Source organism: Allomuricauda sp. M10, assembly GCF_020782875.1.
Taxonomy (GTDB): Bacteria; Bacteroidota; Bacteroidia; order Flavobacteriales; family Flavobacteriaceae; genus Flagellimonas.
The window spans coordinates 397,563-413,550 of record NZ_JAJGBN010000001.1 but is presented as its reverse complement, the minus strand read 5'-3'; the positions used below and the strand labels follow the sequence as shown (position 1 = coordinate 413,550).

Below are 15,988 nucleotides of genomic sequence, written 5' to 3'. Positions count from 1 at the left end.
AAATATTGTTAATCAAATAATTAGTTATTGATGCGTCATGTTGAACTTGTTTCAACATCACATTCAAATCAACATTTTGTAATGAGACCCTGAGACACGCTCAGGGTAACGGCTAAATTGAAGATTTGACCAATTTATTTTTAGATTTCTATTAATTTTTGGGTCAAATACTTAAACCGAAGATACAACATTACGGCCGATGCCGTAAGTCCCAAAAGCAATCCGATCCAAATCCCGGTACTGGTCAAATCCGTATACAATCCTAAATAAAATGAAACCGGAAACCCAATGAGCCAATAGGCTACAAATGTGATGAACATGGGAACCTTTACGTCCTGAAGTCCACGAAGGGCACCCAAAACCGCTACTTGCAGTCCGTCCGAAATTTGAAAGAATGCCGCTACCAACAATAATTTGGCTGCAATAATGATCACTTCGGTGTTGTCCGCCTGGTTTACCAAATCATCCACATCCAAATAAATGGTGGGGAACCAATGTCTACCCACTAAAAAGAGCGTGGCGAAAACAATTTCCAAGATAAGTGTCAAGAAAAATATGGATTCGGCGATGCGTTTCAATTCCCTGAAATTTTGGAGGCCTTTTTGGTTGCCCACACGGATCATGGCCGCCACACTGAGCCCCATACCCACCATAAAGGTCATACTGCTCAGGTTAAGGGCAATCTGGTTTGCTGCTTGTGCATTTTTCCCCAACACCCCACTCAACCAAATGGCAGCCGTAAATATGGCCACCTCGAAAAACATCTGCATAGAGGAGGGAAAACCAAGACTGATGATTTTGTTGATCATTTTCTTTTCGATATTCTTGAAATTGAAATGCGTTACGTAGGGTTTGAATTTATCCTTACGGTTCAATACATACCAAATGAACAGCACCATCATCACCCGTGAAGCCAGTGTACCAATAGCCGCACCTACAACACCCAGTTTGGGAAAACCGAAAGTACCGAAAATGAAGAGATAGTTTAAGGTGATATTCACCACATTTGCCAAAATGGTGGCATACATGGGATATTTGGTCTGCGAAAGTCCTTCGGAAAACTGTTTGAACGCCTGAAAAATGATCAAAGGCACCAATGAAAAGGCCACCAACTCCAAATAAGGAACGGCCAGTTCCACAACCTCAGGTGGTTGTTCCATATGGTGCAACAAGGGTTTGCAAAGCAAAATGACACCAAATAGGGAAAGTCCCAAAAAGGTACAGAGTACCAATCCATGTTTTAGGGCATTCTTGCCCGAATCTTGTTCCCCTGCCCCGTCGGCTTCGGCCACCAAAGGTGTTATAGCCGTGGAAAAACCGATTCCCAAAGACATGGCAATGAACACAAAACTGTTGCCTAAAGAAACCGCCGCCAACTCCGTAGGTCCCAATTGGCCCACCATAATATTATCAGCAAAGGCCACGAAAGTATGCCCCAACATTCCCAAAATAACAGGGAAGGACAACTTTAGGTTATAGGAAAATTCTTTGGTATACTGCTTAAACAAAACGGAAGTATTGAAAAGTTGGCAAATATAGCTAGTTTGACACAACAATGGGGTCAAACCAACATGAGCTAAAGGATAAATTTAGGACATCACAGCCCTTTGGCCTGCTCCCAATACACATCCATTTCAGCCAGGGTCATGTCCTTTAAACTTTTGCCAGTAGCTTTGGCCTTTTCTTCCAAATATTGAAAACGCTTGATGAATTTTTTATTGGTCCGTTCCAGAGCGTTTTCAGGGTTGATCTTTAAAAACCGGGCATAATTGACCATGGAAAACAACACATCGCCAAACTCGGACTCCATTTTATCGGCATCATTGGCCTTTATTTCCTCCTGAAGCTCCCCTAATTCTTCCTTCAATTTTTCAAAAACCTGTTCAGGATGTTCCCAATCAAAACCAACACCGGCCACCTTTTCCTGAATCCTGTTGGCCTTCACCAAGGCTGGCAAACTATTGGGCACACCTTCCAGCACACTCTTTTTTCCTTCTTTTAGTTTGATGTTCTCCCAATTCTGTTTCACCTCCTCTTCGTTCTCCACCTTTACATCACCATAAATGTGAGGGTGACGGTTGATCAACTTTTCACAGATGCCGTTGGCCACATCGGCAATATCAAAATCATTCGTCTCCGAACCGATCTTAGCATAAAAGATGATGTGGAGCAACAAATCTCCCAACTCCTTTTTCACTTCTTCAAGGTCATTGTCCAATATGGCATCCCCAAGTTCGTAGGTTTCTTCTATGGTCAAATGCCGAAGCGTTTGCATGGTCTGTTTTCTGTCCCATGGACACTGCTCACGCAACTCGTCCATGATGTTCAACAGTCGTTCCAATGCCTTTAGCTGCTCTGATCTTGCGTTCATCTATAAAATTTTAGTCAAAAGTACAAATCCCATATTTTAGGACATGCTGGATTTTAGGCATATTTAAATGATTTTTCAATACTTTTCAAAAAGGAGGCGATTGAAATCAAAGAATAGTCAATGTCCCATCACTTAAATTGTATTTTTGGGAAAACATTTCATTCATGAAAAAACTTCTTTTTGCATTTTTGTTGGTTTCCACATTGGGATTTTCCCAGACCAAACCCTTTGAAAATGAGGTGAAAACCATTGAAATCAAGAACGATAGTATTTGGGATGCTGCCAAGTCGACCATTGTTTTCACAGGAAGCTCCAGCATTCGGTTTTGGAAGGATGTACAAGAGCGTTTTCCACAGAAACAAGTGTTGAATACAGGTTTCGGGGGATCTCAATTTTCAGATTTGGAACTGTATCTGAATGAGTTGATCTTGGATTACAATCCAGTAAAGGTGTTCATTTATGAAGGAGACAACGATATTTCCGCCAAGAAAAAAACAAAGGACATTTTAAAAACTGCCGAAGGCATCTTGATGAAACTTCAGCAAAGCAATCCTGGATTGGAAATTGTCCTTATTTCAGCAAAACCCAGTATTTCGCGATGGCACTATCGCGCAAAATACCGAAGGTTGAACCGAAAGTTGAGCAAATTGGCCGATGAAATGCAGGGAGTAGATTTTGTGGATGTTTGGTATCCCATGTTGGACAAAAGAAAAGTGAAACAGGACATCTTTGTGGAAGATGGATTGCATATGAACAAAAAGGGATACGACATCTGGTACGAGACCCTGAAAGACTACGTAGACTAAAACTGAACAAACGTGATTAAAAAAACCATTTTGCTGTTCGCAGCAGTAATTTGCCTGGCAGCTTGCCAAACTGAAAAAAAGGAAATCATCTTCCCGACTACCGATCTGGCCAGTGCCCCTCTAATTCCAAAACCTATCAAAACCATCGCCACCAATTCGGCCTTTGGGTTGGATAGTGCCACGGTCATTTATACCAGTACAATTGACCCTCAGTTTGAAAAAGTGGGAAAATTTCTCTCTGAAAAAATAAAGGGAAAAACAGGGTTGGACCTAGCGGTAAATTCCTCCCTTGATGGAACCACTGGGCGGATGATCTACATCAACCAATCCGATAGCACGGATCTGGAAACGCCTGAATCCTACCAACTTTACATTAAAAAAGATTCCATTTTACTGAATGCCAAAACTGCCGCCGGAGCTTTTAGAGGGATTCAAACCTTACGTCAATTGATTCCAGAAAAAAGTAACGACACTTTGACCGATCATCCTTTATGGGTAATTCCTTCCGGCAAAATAATCGATGCCCCTAAATTTGCACACCGTGGTGCCATGTTGGATGTTGCCAGACATTTCTTTACCTTGGATGAAGTAAAAAAATATACGGACATCCTAGCGTACTACAAGTTCAATACCTTGCACTTACACCTTTCGGATGACCAAGGATGGCGAATCGAAATCAAATCTTGGCCCAAACTCACGGAAGTCGGTGGTGCTACCGAAGTAGGTGGTGGTGAAGGTGGTTTTTACACCCAAGAAGAATACAAGGAACTGGTGCAATATGCCGCCGACAGACACATCACCATCATTCCCGAAATTGATATGCCAGGCCATACCAATGCGGCCTCGTTCAGTTATCCTTTCTTGAACGGGAACGGCAAAAAATTGGAGGCCTACACCGGCACCCATGTTGGTTTCAGTACGTTTGATGCTCAAAAGGATACGGTATATGCCTTTTTGGATGATGTGATCCGTGAAATTTCGGAGATTACTCCTGGGCCGTACTTCCATATTGGAGGGGACGAAAGCCATGCCACCAAAAAAAGTGATTACATCCACTTTGTGGAAAAGGTGGAAAAAATTGTACAAAAACATGGCAAGACCATGATTGGTTGGAATGAGATCGCTCAGGCCAAAATGGATCCATCCTCCATTGCACAACTTTGGAACGAACCTCACAATGCCATCAGAGCCGCTGAAAATGGATCCAAAATTATTCTATCCCCTGCAGTTAAGGTCTATTTGGATATGCAATATGACACCCTGACCAAATTAGGTTTGCACTGGGCGGCATATATTCCTGTGGATGAAAGTTACAATTGGAATCCCGAAACCTATGTGGGAGGACTCCCAAAAGAAAGTATATTGGGTATTGAAGCCCCGCTTTGGTCCGAGACCATAACAAATGGGTCCGAATTGGAATACTTGGCATTCCCAAGAATCATCGGGGTAGCCGAATTGGGCTGGTCAACCAGTGAGCACTTAAGCTGGGAAGATTACAAGGTACGCCTGGCGCAACAGGTTCCTTACCTGAAGGCCATGGACGTTAATTACTATCCAACCAAATTGGTGGATTGGGCAAAAGAATGATTATTCCTCTTCGCTAGAGGCATCAACCGCAGTCGGTTCCTCGACATCCTTCTCTTCAACAAAGTCAGTAATGTTGTTGTCTAGAAGGATGTTGTACCACTGCACGATTTTCTTGATATCGCTAGCGTACACTCTGTCCTCATCATAGTTGGGAAGGATTTCGAAGAAGTATTCCTCCAACTCGATTTTATCGGCCTTGTGACTGATAGATGTTTTCTTGCCACCTTCTTTTTCCTTTATCTTTTGGAACACTTCCCTTAGGGGAACTTCTTCTTCCAAAGTATAGATGGCAATTTCTGAAAGTACACTTACATTGCTGCGGATGCCAACGGTAACGCGTTTACCATCCAAAAGGGATTCCCCAACAAAACCACTTCTTGTTTGGGTAAGCAATTTGTAAAGTCCAGGTTTTCCACCTATAGATAAAATCTTGTCTAGGGCCATGTAGTATAATTTATTGCGGGCAAAAATATGTTTTTATCGCAAACTGCGATTTTTTTAACGTCCTTTTTTGATATTGGGAAACTTCATTTTGTATTCCACATCGATCTTTCCTTTGGAAATTTTATCCAGACGATTTTTCAACAAACGTTTTTTAAGGGATGAAAGTTTGTCCGTAAAGAGGATTCCTTCGATATGATCATACTCATGCTGGATCACCCTTGCCAAAAGTCCATCATAAGTTTCGGAATGTGGATTGAAATTTTCATCCAAGTATTGAATGGTGATCTCTGGTTTACGCTTCACTTCTTCACGGATATCGGGAATGCTTAGGCATCCTTCATTAAAATCCCATTCTTTGCCGGTTTCGGTCTCTATTTTGGCATTGATGAACACTTTTTTGAATCCGTTCAATGCATCCTGCTCTTCTTTTGTAAGGTCTTCATCATCAGAAAAAGGGGTAGTATCAACCACAAAAAGTCGGATGGGCAGACCAATCTGGGGTGCGGCCAATCCCACACCATGGGCATTGTACATGGTATCCCACATGTTGGTGATCAATTCTTCAAGTTTTGGATATTCCTGTGTGATATCCTTTGCCACTTTACGTAACACGGGGTCGCCGTACGCCACAATGGGTAAAATCATAAACTAAAATCTGTTAAGGTATGCCTGCAATATGAGCGTGGCACTTATTTCATCAACCAAGGCCTTGTCCCTTCGCTTGCTCTTTTTCAACCCGCTATCCAACATGGATTGGAACGCCAATTTGGAGGTAAACCGCTCATCTTGTCGTTCCACGGGTATCGCTGGGAACCTGGCTATCAAATTCTTCAAAAAATCTTGGATCAATGCTTCGGACTCCGATGGGGTATTGTCCATTTGTTTGGGTTCCCCGATCACAAAACGTTCTACTGACTCTTCCTTGAGATACTTCTCCAAAAAGGGAATCAGCTCCTTGGTCTCCACTGTGGTAAGTCCAGATGCGATCAATTGCAGCTCATCGGTCACCGCAATTCCTGTTCTAACCTTACCATAATCCAAAGCCAAAATTCTTGCCAAGTCAATTTTTTGGCAAAAATAACCCTAAAAATGTTATGCCCTTAAAAATGACGGTCATTATTCTGGGGAGGGCCGTATCTTTGCGAAAATTTTAAGAAAAATGACCAATTTAAGGACGCTTATTGAAGAAGCATGGGACAATAGAGCATTGTTGGAAGACGAAAGGACCAAAGTGGCCATACGCGAAGTGATCGACCTCATCGACATGGGGGAATTGCGCTGCGCGGAACCTACCAAGGATGGATGGCAGATCAACGAATGGGTAAAAAAGGCCGTGGTTCTATACTTCCCAATCCAAAAAATGGAGGTCCTGGAAGCGGGCATTTTTGAATACCACGATAAAATTCCGCTTAAAAGAGGTTATCAGGAAAAAGGGGTTCGAGTAGTTCCCCACGCAGTGGCTAGACACGGTGCTTACATTTCAAAAGGAACCATTCTAATGCCCAGCTATGTAAACATTGGGGCTTATGTAGATGAAGGAACTATGGTGGATACTTGGGCCACTGTGGGTAGTTGCGCCCAAATTGGCAAGAACGTTCACTTGAGTGGTGGTGTTGGTATCGGAGGTGTTCTGGAACCATTGCAAGCTGCTCCGGTTATCATTGAAGATAATGCCTTCATTGGATCACGTTGTATTGTGGTTGAAGGTGTTCGCGTTGAAAAAGAAGCGGTTTTGGGCGCCAATGTAGTGTTGACGGCTTCTACCAAAATTATAGATGTTACGGGTGATGAACCTATTGAACTAAAGGGAAGGGTGCCCGCACGTTCGGTTGTCATCCCTGGTAGTTATACCAAAAAATTCCCTGCTGGGGAATTTCAAGTGCCTTGTGCCTTGATCATAGGCAAACGAAAAGAAAGTACAGATAAGAAAACATCGTTGAACAATGCCTTAAGAGAGCATGATGTAGCAGTATAAACATATTAATTGCTTCTCCAAAAGGAACAGAAGATAGTAGGGTTGTTTTTTTCTAAAAAGAAAAGCAACCCTATTTCTTTTTTGGCCTCTACTAGAAAAGGATCGTCCCAAAATTTGGATTTTAACAAAAAATCGGTAGGGAAAATGAAGATCTGATTGTTGTAAGAAAAATAAAGCAATAAACAATTTTTGACCCTTTTTTTTGTTATAGATTTGTAAAATACCTAAACACTACACCAATAAATATGGCTGGATTGAGCACCTCAAAGCAAAAATTATCAGCGTTGATCATCACTTACAATGAAATGGGTTACATTGAAAAATGTATCGATTCCGTTTCCTTTGCTGATGAAATTATTGTAGTAGATTCCTTCAGCACCGATGGCACCTACGAATATTTAAAGAACCATCCCAAAGTGAGGATAATCCAAAATCCTTTCGAGAATTTCACGTCTCAAAAAACCTTCACCTTAAAACAGGCTGCCAACGATTGGGTCTTGTTTTTGGATGCCGATGAAGTAGTGACCGAGGCCCTTCAAAAAGAAATCATTGCTACCATTAACAATCCCGAAGCCGATCAGGCCTATTGGTTTTATAGAAAATTCATGTTCCAAAACCAGCCTCTCAACTTTAGTGGCTGGCAAACCGATAAGAACCACAGACTTTTCAGAAAAAGCAAGGCTTGTTTTACCGACAAGAAAATTGTACATGAAACCTTGGAAGTCGATGGAAAATCAGGAATCCTAAAAGAAAAACTGATCCACTATTGCTACAAGGATTACGAGGATTACAAAAGTAAAATGCTCAAATATGGTCAGTTAAAGGCCAAAGAGGATTTTTATAAAGAAAAGCATTTCAATTATCTTATGATGGTGGTAAAACCAGCTTGGAAGTTTTTCAATCACTACATCATCCGCCTAGGTTTTTTGGATGGAAAAAAAGGTATGACCATCTGCTATCTGAATGCCCTTGGGGTTTTGGAAAGATTCAAGGAACGCAAAAGATTGGAAAAAAAGAACGAGCTAGCCTATTACTTGGTGATGCCGTAGTGGGTCCAAACCATCTTTTGTGACCTGGTCTCTTTTCTTATCGATTGATTTTTAGCAATGGATTCCGGGGTTTTGTACCCTCGCTTATGATCCAGATGAACACAAACGGCACTGTACCTCAATTGTTTGGATTTGATGCCGAAGTTGAACAATCGCTCCCCCAATTCTCGATCCTGACCGCCATATTGCATACGTTCGTCAAAACCGTTCACGTTGCAGATATCCTTTTTCCAGCCTGATGAATTGTGACCGTTCCAACTGGCATTGGTTGGGGTGAACGTATTTAAAAACTTGGACACAAACCCTTTGGCCGTAAGCTTGTTGTTTTTAAAGGTCTGTGGAATCCCCATTTCCTTTAACCAATGAATGTTGAAACAATTCTGTTTCTCAATGTCTTCCAAAGTAATCAATTTGGAAATGTTCATCGGCAACATATAGTATCCACCTGAGATGAAATAACCCGGTTCTTTATTGATATAGTGCACCTCCACAAAATCTTCCCTAGGTATGCAATCCCCGTCGGTCATGATAATATAATCGGCATTACAGGCCTCTACCGCTTTGTTCAATATCCTTGATTTTTGAAAACCATCATCCTCTTGCCAAACATGGATGATCGGGTAAAATACCTGCTGGGAAAGTTCCTCCAACAACGCTTTGGTCTTGGGACCGGAGCCGTCATCGGCCACCACCACTTCAAAATTCTTGAAAATTTGGCAATTGAAACCCCAAAGCACCTTCCTTAACCACTCCTCGGCATTGTAGGTACTCACGATCACTGAAATTTTTGGTGCTTCTTGTTCCATCGGGTTCATTCAAGCAAAAATAGCAAAGTCTGTAATTTAAAGAATAACTTTGCAAAAAGTACTTTTCTTTTTAACCATCATAAATGAAAAAAGTCGCTCTAATTGAGTTCAACTCCTATCACGACGAATGTCTATATTCTCAAATAAAGTTTCTTAAACATGCAGAATATGAAGTCACATTGGTCGTCAGTCAAGAGATTTTCGAAAGAGCCACTGAATATTTATCCGAGGTAGACCACACCATTTTCTATTCCAAAATTTCACAAAAAAACCTATTAAACCGGATTGTCTTCCTTGCACGGTTGTATCGAAAGCTCAGAAAGAAAGGGATTCGGACAGCCATTTTCAACACGGCCAGTTCTAGGTTGGAGGTTATCCTTCTGAGTCATTTGTTAAAAAGGAAAGTTGCACTTTTCGGCATTTTGCACAATTTAAAAAAGGTCAACAACAGTTTCTCCCAAAAGTTGATCAACAAGGCAATAAAGCATTTTTTTGTGTTGAATGACTTTTTAATGGATTCCGTTACACTGCAAGACAACTCAATCAAAATCAAAAGTTTTTACCCAATTTTTTTTCCAGAATATGAAAATCCACTTCCCGTAAAACCCAAAGATGAAGTTTGGATAAGCATCCCCGGAAAATTGGATTTTGGCAGGAGGGATTATTATTTGGTGGCCGAAGCTCTTGAAAGCATGCCCATCAAGGACAATTTGAAGATTCTTATTTTAGGCAGCACCTATCTGAAAGAACAAAAAAACAATGAATTTTTAGAATACCTGAAGGAACGCAATCTTTTAAACTGTTTCATCACTTTTGAGGATTTTTTGGAAAACGATGCCTTTCATGGATATCTTAAAAACTCCGATTATATATTGATTCCATTACGTTCAGTTGGAGACAACTATGCAAAATTCAAAATCATGGGATCCTACAACCTAGCTTTCGGTTACGGGATAAACCTCATTTCTCCCCAAGGCCTTGAACATATTCAGGACATGGCTTCACATTCCCTATTTTATGAAAATGCCAACGAATTATCAGAGATCTTTACAAAAATTTCAAATGGGGAGATTGGCAAAAAAGACTACGTTTCGGATAAATGGACATTTAAGGAACAAAAAAACAGATATATCAACTTCCTAGAAAACAAAGAGTAACGCAACAGCATGACTGAAGAAATAAACAACTGTATCAAAATATTGAAGGAGGGCGGACTCATCCTCTATCCTACCGACACGGTCTGGGGAATTGGTTGCGACGCCACCGACCCTGAAGCCGTTAAAAAAGTGTATGCCCTAAAAAAACGGGAAGACAGTAAGGCACTTATTTGTTTGGTGGGCAACCAAGGCATGTTGGAACGCCATGTAAAGCAAGTACCTGACGTGGCCTACGACATTATAGACCTTTCCACCAAACCCACCACCATCGTGTTTGATGAACCCAAGGGAGTTGCAGAAAACCTCGTGGCTGAAGACAATACCTTAGGCATCAGAGTGGCATCGGATAAATTCTGCCAATACCTGATCAACAAATTTGGAAAACCCATTGTTTCCACCTCGGCCAACATCTCCGGGGAACCCACCCCAAAACAATTCAAGGATATCGCCCCTGAAATTTTAAAAGGAGTGGACTATGTGGTAAATTTGCCGGACGTAAATAAAAATGCCGTTCCCTCTTCCATCATCAAATTGAGTAATGATGGCCAGGTAAAGGTAATCCGCGAATAAATGACGAAGGAGTTGCACACAGAAGCCCTAAAACATCCCATTTTTAAACTGATCGGCGAAGCCTCGGACGAACTTGGCGTTGATTCCTATGTGATCGGTGGATTTGTGAGGGATTATCTTTTGAAACGGGGCACTCCAAAAGACATCGACATTGTTGCCATTGGCAGCGGTATTGAACTGGCCAAAAAAGTGGCTTCCAAACTCAAAGGAAAACCAGAAATTTCCGTGTTCAAGAATTTCGGCACGGCCATGATCAAACATCTCGACTTAGAGTTAGAGTTTGTAGGCGCACGCAAAGAAAGTTACCATCATGACAGCAGAAAACCTGTTGTGGAAGATGGCTCTTTGCAAGACGATCAAAATCGACGCGATTTCACTATCAACGCCTTGGCACTGGCCTTGAACAAGGACAACTTCGGCACTCTGTTGGACCCCTTCAACGGATTGTCCGATCTGGACCAAAAAATATTACGCACGCCACTTGAACCGGGGATTACCTATTCCGATGATCCCTTGCGCATGATGCGTGCCATTCGATTTGCCACACAACTGCATTTTACCATTGAACTGAAATCGCTTCAGGCCATCTCGGAAAACAAGGAACGGATAGAAATTGTTTCCAAGGAACGTATTGTGGACGAGATGAACAAAATCTTGATGAGTCCCAAACCCTCAATTGGTTTTAAATTGATGCACCAAACGGGTTTGCTTCCATTAATCCTCCCAGAACTGACAGCTTTGCAAGGCATTGAGGAAGTGGAAGGACAGCGACACAAGGACAATTTTTGGCACACATTGGAAGTGGTGGACAATATCTCGGAAACTACCGACAACCTTTGGTTGCGTTGGGCCGCTCTGCTGCATGATATTGGCAAGGCACCCACTAAAAAATTCCATAATAAAATCGGGTGGACTTTCCACGGTCACGAATTTGTGGGTTCCAAAATGGTGTACAAATTGTTCAAAAGGCTTCGGATGCCGCTGAACGAAAAAATGAAGTTCGTTCAAAAAATGGTATTGATGAGCTCTAGGCCCATCATCCTGTCCGAAGATCATGTCACGGATTCCGCAGTACGCCGATTGGTCTTTGATGCCGGAGATTTTGTGGACGACTTGATGACGTTGTGCGAAGCCGACATCACCACAAAAAATCCGAAGAAACAGAAGAAATACAAGAACAATTTTCAGATTGTTCGTCAAAAAATAGTGGAGGTCGAAGAGCGGGACCACGTCCGAAACTTTCAACCTCCGGTCTCTGGGGAAGAGATCATGGAAACCTTCAACCTAAAACCTTCCAAGGAGATAGGCATCATCAAAGATGCTATCAAAGAAGCCATTTTGGAAGGTGAAATCCCGAACGAATACGAAGCCGCCTATCAATTTATGTTGGAAAAAGGCAAATCATTGAACCTAAAAGTCCACTCGAAATGAAAAAGAACAAATACGTAGTGTATTGGTTGTTAACGGGTTGTGTACTCATTTTTATCATGGTTTTGGTAGGGGGAATTACCCGCCTTACCCATTCCGGATTATCCATTTCAGACTATAAATTGATTCAAGGTACCCTCCCTCCCATGAACGAACAGGAATGGAAGGAAGCTTTTGAACTGTACCAACAATACCCAGAATACCAAAAGTTGAACAGTCATTTTAGTCTGGAGGATTTTAAGGACATCTATTTTTGGGAATGGCTGCATCGGTTCATTGGTCGCTTTATTGGTATCGTTTTCATTTTGCCATTCCTATTCTTTTTGGTTACCAAAAAATTGGACAGAGCCACAACAAAAAAGGCGATTATCCTGTTGATTATGGGCGGATTTCAAGGATTCTTGGGTTGGTACATGGTAAAAAGCGGATTGGTGGATCGTCCTGATGTGTCCCACTTTAGGTTGGCCGCGCATTTAACCACGGCCTTCCTCACCTTTGCCTACAGCCTTTGGGTTGCTTTGGATTTGATCTATCCCGATAAAAAAGCAGTCAATACCAAGATCAGGAACCTAATTCGTTTCGCTTTGGTCGTGCTTCTCCCCCAAATTATTTGGGGTGCTTTTGTGGCCGGTTTGGATGCAGGTTTCATCCACAACCATTGGCCGTTGATGAGCGAAGGAAAACTGATTCATGAAACCGTCTATATTGAACAACAACCCGTAATCAAGAACTTTTTTGAAGGCAAAAGCGGTGTACAGTTTGTGCATCGGTATCTGGCCTATGTGGTGGTCGGATTCATTTTGGCAATTTGGTTCAAGACACGCAAAATAGAGCGCACCTTCTTGCAGGAAAAGGGACTAAAAATACTTTTGGCCATGGTGTTCGTACAATTTATATTGGGAGTACTCACCTTGATCTACGCCGTTCCCCTGTGGCTGGGAATTGCACATCAGATCGGGGCATTTATTCTATTGGCCACCATGACTTTTACCTTACACCGGTTCACCAAATAAGGTCTATTTATTGTAACTTTGTGCCCACTTTAAAAATTTTTGGATGATTTATAAAATCAGGATAATACTTGATGCTGAGGAAGATATCTTCAGGGATATCGAGATTGAGGACAACAATACTTTAGAAGAATTACACAATGCCATAACCCAGGCCTTTGGTTTTGAAGGTGGAGAAATGGCTTCTTTTTACACCTGTGACGAAGAATGGAACCAAGATGAGGAAATAGCCCTTTTTGACATGAGCGACAGTGGTTCCGAAGTGCGGTTGATGAACGAGACCGGTTTGGATGACGTGCTTACCGAACAGACACCAAAATTGATCTATGTGTACGATTTTTTCAGCATGTGGACCTTTTTTGTGGAGTTGGCAGATATCGTAGAAAAAGAAGACGGTGCTGTTTACCCACGTTTATTGTTCAGTTTTGGGGAATTGCCCGATTCGCCGCCTGAGAAAAATTTTGAGGCTGAGGAAGGCGAGTTGGAAGACAACTTTGATGAAGATGACGACTTTCTCGACAGTTACGATGATATGGATTTTGATGAAAATTGGAATTAAATCAATCGCAACCTTTCACCATAAACCCTTTCACCATAAACCCTTAATTCTTTACCCAAAAAATGCTAAACCTATATACTGCCCAAATCGAAAGTCTTTCACTCCACCGAGTAGGAAACAAAAGCAAGAACGAAGCTGCGTTTTTATCCTCGGAACCCTTCACTTTGAACGATGAAATGGCGGGCTTGCTCAAAGAATATTTTTTCAGGCCGTTCAGGGAAAAAGAGGAGAACTATTACAGATTTGCCAATGATGTGGACGTGGAGTTCAACGATGTGTTCACCGCTGTATCCGGCATATTCGAGAACCCGGCCAACGGACACGAACTTTCCAAAAAGATTACCCAATACCTTTATGATCAATCCAACCATCCGCATATCAAAAGTGGAGAGGTGTACGTGGTTCATTTTTCGGATGTGGTCATCGACAACAAGAAAACAGATGCTGTAGGTATTTTTAAAAGTGAGTTGAAACACGATTTTCTTCAGTTCAAGGAAACGGAACAAAATCTGGAAATATTGATCAAACAAGGCATCAATGTCAACAAACTTGATAAGGGCTGTATTGTCTTCAATGTGGAAAAAGAGGAAGGTTACAAAGTGTTGTCAGTGGACAGTAACCGCTACGACGCCAAATATTGGTTGGAAAACTTTTTGGGATTGATTCCCTTGACCGATGAGAATTTCTACACCAAAAACTACCTGAAATTCTGCCAGAACTTTGCCAAGGATGTGGTTTTACCTGCCGAGGACAAACAACAGGAAGTTTTGTTCATGAACCGAGCGGTGAACCATTTTGCTAAAAACGACGCGTTTGAGGAAACTGCCTTTTTGAACGACGTGATGGAAAACCCGGAATTGATCCCCGAGTTCAAACATTACAAAGTGGAAAAAGGACCGAAATACAGCATTGAGGATGTTTCCAACTTCGATATTGCCAATAAAGCGGTGAGCGACGCCAGAAGAAAGATCAAGAATGTCATCAATTTGGATACCAATATCCAAATTAAACTGGATTTCATCAACCCGGAATCTGCGGAAAAATTTGTGGAAAAAGGTTGGGACGAAGAACGCCAAATGTACTATTACCTGGTGTATTTCAACAAAGAACAGAAGAGTTAGAACTTCTTCTCTATGATCTGTTTCATGCTCACGTCTTGGTAGTTTCGTTTCACAAAATCCAGCGCAAGTGCCAACACCTCACCCATAGTGGAACTTCTTTTAAATTCCATGTCTTTGGTAAGGTCGTAAATTTCAAGCTTCAACTTTTCTATGTTCTCGGGCAGTGAAATGGTGTCCGGTTTTACAGCGGATAACAATCGTCGAATACGGTTTCCTGAGCTCAAAATACGTTTGGCCACTATGGAGCGTTCCTCTATTTTGTATTGATCTACTGAATCTTTTTGCAATTTGGCCCGAACCAATTCGACCATTTTATAGTTTTCCTTGAAAAATTGGGGGCGGTACACCTTCAATTTCCCTTCAAACGACTGCTGGTCAAAGTCGATGGCCCTGATCTTATACACCACATGATCAAAATCGTGAACCGGGACAATCACATAATTATAGGAACGCATGTCTCCCAATAGACGAATCATACAACGCTCATTGAATTTTACGAACTCCTTGGCCAGTTGTGCCTTTTCCGATTCGGAGCACTTGGGGAGTATATCCCGTATAAAAACATCTCCGGGGATGCCGGCAATATGCTCTTCTATAAGGGTGTCCTTGTAGACCAAAAAATTCAGGTTGTACGGTGACAGCATATGCTCCAGTTCCAAACCATAGATGCGGGAAGCATCGGTCTTTTTCACATAGAAATACGTATAGTTGTCATTCAAGATGTTCCTAACCTTGATCCGAAACGGTTTGGAGTTTCCAAAAGTGCAGAAATCCACTGCATCCACATTCAAATATTCCAAAATACGATCGCTACCATCGGAGTGTAAAATGGAATATACTTGCTTCAAACTCAAATCGATTTCCTTTCGATCAAAATCCGAATAGTAGACCCGAATCCAAAGCGTATCCTCACCATCCGCATCATAAACCACAACAGAACCGGCAAAACGGAGAAGGTCATCATAGAAAATAGGAATCTCTATCTTCCTATTGTACCGATGCAGGTATGAATCCAATTTTTTATGGACCGGGTAGGCTGGTTTTTTCTTGGACATCAATTTTTCTTCGGACATTGTAATGGGCTATTTTGTAACAAATTTCGATA

At 41.8% G+C, this 15,988-nt stretch carries 17 protein-coding genes; 10 read left to right on the top strand and 7 right to left on the bottom strand.

From position 1 onward, the window contains the following. Positions 1 to 140: 140 nt before the first annotated feature. The gene (locus tag LKX84_RS01980) at positions 141 to 1,508 is read right to left on the bottom strand and encodes an MATE family efflux transporter (RefSeq protein ID WP_228235443.1); all 1,368 of its coding nucleotides are present in this window, start codon (positions 1,506 to 1,508) and stop codon (positions 141 to 143) included. A gap of 89 nt (positions 1,509 to 1,597) precedes the next feature. Then, positions 1,598 to 2,371, bottom strand: coding sequence for a nucleoside triphosphate pyrophosphohydrolase (gene mazG / locus LKX84_RS01975; RefSeq protein ID WP_228235442.1), 774 nt, complete (start codon positions 2,369 to 2,371; stop codon positions 1,598 to 1,600). 164 nt (positions 2,372 to 2,535) lie between these two features. On the opposite strand from mazG, the gene LKX84_RS01970 reads away from it, so the two are divergent. Both LKX84_RS01970 and LKX84_RS01965 read left to right on the top strand, forming a co-directional pair. Further along, a complete protein-coding gene (locus tag LKX84_RS01970) occupies positions 2,536 to 3,177 on the top strand; it encodes a GDSL-type esterase/lipase family protein (protein ID WP_228235441.1) in 642 nt (213 codons plus the stop codon). A 12-nt stretch (positions 3,178 to 3,189) separates the two neighbouring features. Then, the gene (locus LKX84_RS01965; RefSeq protein ID WP_228235440.1) at positions 3,190 to 4,764 is read left to right on the top strand and encodes a family 20 glycosylhydrolase; all 1,575 of its coding nucleotides are present in this window, start codon (positions 3,190 to 3,192) and stop codon (positions 4,762 to 4,764) included. Here the strand turns inward: LKX84_RS01965 and LKX84_RS01960 are convergent, their stop codons facing one another. Genes LKX84_RS01960 through ruvX form a run of 3 tightly spaced genes read right to left on the bottom strand, consistent with a single transcriptional unit; the run spans position 4,765 to position 6,267 of the window. Further along, positions 4,765 to 5,208: a DUF5606 domain-containing protein gene (locus LKX84_RS01960; RefSeq protein ID WP_228235439.1), complete on the bottom strand. Its 444-nt coding sequence runs from the start codon at positions 5,206 to 5,208 to the stop codon at positions 4,765 to 4,767. Positions 5,209 to 5,262: 54 nt separating this feature from the next. Beyond that, on the bottom strand, positions 5,263 to 5,853 hold the full coding sequence (def, locus tag LKX84_RS01955; RefSeq protein WP_228235438.1) for a peptide deformylase: 591 nt from the start codon (positions 5,851 to 5,853) through the stop codon (positions 5,263 to 5,265). A gap of 3 nt (positions 5,854 to 5,856) precedes the next feature. Beyond that, positions 5,857 to 6,267 (bottom strand): Holliday junction resolvase RuvX, encoded by a 411-nt coding sequence (gene ruvX, locus LKX84_RS01950; protein WP_228235437.1) that lies wholly within the window; start codon positions 6,265 to 6,267, stop codon positions 5,857 to 5,859. Positions 6,268 to 6,367: 100 nt separating this feature from the next. Between ruvX and LKX84_RS01945 the strand changes: the two genes are divergently transcribed. Continuing rightward, complete coding sequence (locus tag LKX84_RS01945) at positions 6,368 to 7,183, top strand: 2,3,4,5-tetrahydropyridine-2,6-dicarboxylate N-succinyltransferase (RefSeq protein WP_228235436.1); 816 nt, start codon at positions 6,368 to 6,370, stop codon at positions 7,181 to 7,183. A gap of 245 nt (positions 7,184 to 7,428) precedes the next feature. Next, entirely contained in the window at positions 7,429 to 8,232 is an 804-nt protein-coding gene (locus LKX84_RS01940) for a glycosyltransferase family 2 protein (RefSeq protein WP_410548862.1), read from the top strand. Here LKX84_RS01940 and LKX84_RS01935 read toward each other — a convergent pair. Then, entirely contained in the window at positions 8,214 to 9,047 is an 834-nt protein-coding gene (locus LKX84_RS01935; protein ID WP_410548861.1) for a glycosyltransferase family 2 protein, read from the bottom strand. The two genes, LKX84_RS01940 and LKX84_RS01935, sit on opposite strands and share 19 nt — an antisense overlap. 74 nt (positions 9,048 to 9,121) lie before the next feature. Here LKX84_RS01935 and LKX84_RS01930 point away from each other — a divergent pair, with 74 nt between their 5' ends. The 6 genes from LKX84_RS01930 (at position 9,122) to LKX84_RS01905 (ending at position 14,883) form a co-directional block, all read left to right on the top strand. Next, a complete protein-coding gene (locus LKX84_RS01930; RefSeq protein ID WP_228235433.1) occupies positions 9,122 to 10,195 on the top strand; it encodes a hypothetical protein in 1,074 nt (357 codons plus the stop codon). Positions 10,196 to 10,204: 9 nt separating this feature from the next. Next, entirely contained in the window at positions 10,205 to 10,765 is a 561-nt protein-coding gene (locus LKX84_RS01925; RefSeq protein WP_228235432.1) for an L-threonylcarbamoyladenylate synthase, read from the top strand. Beyond that, positions 10,766 to 12,196, top strand: coding sequence for a CCA tRNA nucleotidyltransferase (locus tag LKX84_RS01920; protein ID WP_228235431.1), 1,431 nt, complete (start codon positions 10,766 to 10,768; stop codon positions 12,194 to 12,196). Continuing rightward, positions 12,193 to 13,206, top strand: coding sequence for a COX15/CtaA family protein (locus tag LKX84_RS01915; protein WP_228235430.1), 1,014 nt, complete (start codon positions 12,193 to 12,195; stop codon positions 13,204 to 13,206). The genes LKX84_RS01920 and LKX84_RS01915 overlap by 4 nt, the downstream gene beginning before the upstream one ends. 43 nt (positions 13,207 to 13,249) lie before the next feature. Beyond that, positions 13,250 to 13,762, top strand: a complete 513-nt coding sequence (locus LKX84_RS01910) for a plasmid pRiA4b ORF-3 family protein (protein ID WP_228235429.1) — start codon at positions 13,250 to 13,252, stop codon at positions 13,760 to 13,762. Positions 13,763 to 13,824: 62 nt separating this feature from the next. Continuing rightward, entirely contained in the window at positions 13,825 to 14,883 is a 1,059-nt protein-coding gene (locus LKX84_RS01905) for a nucleoid-associated protein (RefSeq protein ID WP_228235428.1), read from the top strand. Here the strand turns inward: LKX84_RS01905 and LKX84_RS01900 are convergent. Further along, positions 14,880 to 15,956: a hypothetical protein gene (locus LKX84_RS01900; RefSeq protein WP_228235427.1), complete on the bottom strand. Its 1,077-nt coding sequence runs from the start codon at positions 15,954 to 15,956 to the stop codon at positions 14,880 to 14,882. The genes LKX84_RS01905 and LKX84_RS01900 overlap by 4 nt on opposite strands. Positions 15,957 to 15,988 lie beyond the last annotated feature (32 nt).